This window comes from Actinomycetota bacterium, from assembly GCA_041658565.1.
GTDB lineage: Bacteria > Actinomycetota > AC-67 > AC-67 > AC-67 > JBAZZY01.
The window spans coordinates 1-2,762 of sequence record JBAZZY010000093.1 but is presented as its reverse complement, the minus strand read 5'-3'; the positions used below and the strand labels follow the sequence as shown (position 1 = coordinate 2,762).

Below are 2,762 nucleotides of genomic sequence, written 5' to 3'. Positions count from 1 at the left end.
CGGCGCCCCACACGCCAAACCCCGCACCGGCATGTGGGTTCTCTAAACGTTGTCACCCTTTTTCTCTAAACTCTGTCACCCTGGGTGAGGGCGGTTAGCCAGTCTTCGCGCACCGGGGTGGCGTGTCCTCCTCGCTCAAGTGACGGGTCCGGTACGAGCGTCCGCGCATCGCGAAGTGCGCGCCGTGCTCGAGGAGGCGATCGAGAATCGCCTCTGCCAAGTCGCCATCATGCATCACTTCGCCCAGCGCCGCCAGCGGCTTGTTCGTGGTCAGCAGCATCGGGCGGTGGAGCAGGTACCGCTCATTGACGACGCGATAGAGCACGTTGGCTGCGTCGGCCGCGTGCGAGAGATACCCCAGTTCGTCGATCACGAGCACGTGCGGATGGAGATACGGGGCGAGCGCGAGGTCGAGACGGCCCTGCGTCGCGGCGAGCGACAGCTCCCCGATCAAGGCATCAGCGCCGACAAAGCGCGCGTCGTACCCGTGCTGAATCGCGCGGTAGGCAATCGCGATGCAGAGGTGCGATTTCCCGGTGCCGCTCGGCCCACTGAAGATCGCGCTCCGGCCTTCGGTCACGAGTTCGGGCCCGAGGTAGCTGCCGAGCATCTGCAGGCGGAGCGCGGTTTGAAAGGTGAAATTGAAGTCGTCGATCGTGCGGAGAAACGGAAAACGCGCTTTGTGCACCGCCCGCGTGACACGCGTTTCGGTGCGGTGCGCGACTTCCTCGGCGATGAGCGTTTCGAGATACGTGCGGTAGGCCATGCCCTCCGCTTCGGCTTGCGTCGCAAGCTCGCCGTGCAGCCGCCGTACCGTGGGGAGATGCAGGCGGCGGAGCATGCCGTCGAGATCGTGGACCGGCACCGCGGGGATGGAGGGGCTGGGCCGCCGGCGTTTCACCGGCGACGGCTTCGTCGGTCGCTTCACCGGCGTCATGAGGCGGCCTCCGTGGGCAGGCGTGCGACGAGCCGCACGACATACTCCGCGCCGATCGTGCGCTGGAAGAGCGCCCGCTGCAGCACGAGTCGGAATGGCGCATCGCCGAGCTCTTCCAGCAGCGCGAAGAGCCGCTCCACATCGCCCTTCCACGTGAAGGGCCGCTGATGCACGAGCTCGGTCAGGTACGCTTCGCCGACGGGGCCCAGCTCGAGCAGGCGCTCGCGCATGAAGTAGAGACGCTTCCGCGTGCCGGCCACCGTGGCGAGCTGCGCCGCGCGCTGGCCCGGCAGGTAGCTGATCGTGCCGTGCTGCGGGAAGCGCGGATGCACCGCCTCGTGTTTGCTCCCGGCGGTGATGATCTTCACGCGATCCGGATACAGCCAGAGCGTCGCCGGCAGGCCGCACGCTGCCGCGGGCATCGCGTAGCGGACGCCCTGGTAGGTGACCATCGCCGTGGGGCCTACCGTGAGGGCCACGCGGAGCGCGTAGGCATCGGGCGCGACGGCGAGCGGCTTCATGCGGGCCTGCTCGGCGGCGAGGCGCGCGGCCGGGATCTCCTTCGTCGCGCGGCACGGCCGCTCCGTATTCACCTCGAGGAGCCACTGCGTGAGCTGCTGGGGCAGGTCCATGGTGACATCGAGGAAGCGGCGCGCCCGGAAGAACGCGCGCTTCACAAAGCCCACCAGATTCTCAATCGAGCCCTTCTGCTGCGGCTGCCGCGGTGTGCACAGCTCGATCGTGAAGCCGTAGTCGATCGCCACCGGCGCGAGCATCGGGTGCCACACCGGGCGCCCCTCCTCGTGCCGCAGGACGACCGTCTTCGGATTGTCGAACACCACGCGGAGCGGCACCCCGTCGCCGCTGGCGGCGAAACTGGTGAGCAGGCTCCGGACCAACGGCTCCGCCCGCTCATTCGGCACCAGCACCACGTGCACCCAGCGCGAGTACTTGAGTCGGTAGGCGGCGAAGTGCACCGTCCGGCGCGTGCCGTCGGTGAGCCGCACGCTCACCTGCCCGAAGTCAAACTGCGCGAACTCGCCGGCCACGCCCTCGAAGCGCACCAACAGCGGGGTCGGAAGCGTCGCGCGCACGGCGGCGAGCATCCGGTACGCCGTGCTCAGGCCCAGCGGCGTCCCCTCCGCATGGAGCAAGCGGACGATCTCGCCCGGGGGCCGCTCCGGGTCGTCCACCACCAGCGCACGCACCCGCGCGCGCATGGCGTCGCTCACCCCCGGGCGTCCCACCCCGCGCGCGTGGCGCGCCGTGGCATCGACGCCGTCCTCGACGGCGGCCTCACGCCCCAGCCGCCGTACCGTCCGCACCGAAATCCCATACTGCGTCGCAATCGCACGTGCCGTCACGCCGGCGCGCCGTAGCGCCTGCACCGCATGTCGATCGAGCATCCTGAGCATCCTCCTGTCGCCTCCGGTGGTCGGGATCGCTGATCCCTCGGAAGCACGAACGAAACGGAGAGGCCCTCAGGGGTGACAGAGTTTAGAGAAAAAGGGTGCCATCTTATAGAGAACGCACAGCTCTCAGGGTCAGTCTCGTCTTCAGGAGTCGCTTGACCACAGACGTCTACCGAACACTCCGCGATGTCCTCTCTGCCGGACATGTGGGACCACTCCGCGCGATAGAACTGCGCGATTGTACGCCGGGCAATGGCAAGCGCCCAATCGACGAGTTGTTCATCCGCCGTTGCGCGACAGTTGGGCAATGCGCGGAGGACGCGCACGGTCCATTCCTGCAGCAGGTCCTGATGGGCATCATAGCCATCGCGACGACTCGCCAGAAACGGTCTGGTGTAGCGCTCTGCGATCGG

General features: G+C 67.8%; 2 protein-coding genes. Both read right to left on the bottom strand.

All coding sequences use genetic code 11. From position 1 onward, the window contains the following. Positions 1 to 94: 94 nt before the first annotated feature. The gene (locus tag WDA27_15300) at positions 95 to 937 is read right to left on the bottom strand and encodes an ATP-binding protein (GenBank protein ID MFA5892291.1); all 843 of its coding nucleotides are present in this window, start codon (positions 935 to 937) and stop codon (positions 95 to 97) included. After that, positions 934 to 2,343 carry an IS21 family transposase gene (gene istA / locus WDA27_15295; GenBank protein MFA5892290.1) on the bottom strand — a complete coding sequence of 470 codons (1,410 nt, stop codon included), beginning with the start codon at positions 2,341 to 2,343 and terminating at the stop codon, positions 934 to 936. The genes WDA27_15300 and istA overlap by 4 nt, the downstream gene beginning before the upstream one ends. Between the last annotated feature and the right edge of the window lie 419 nt (positions 2,344 to 2,762).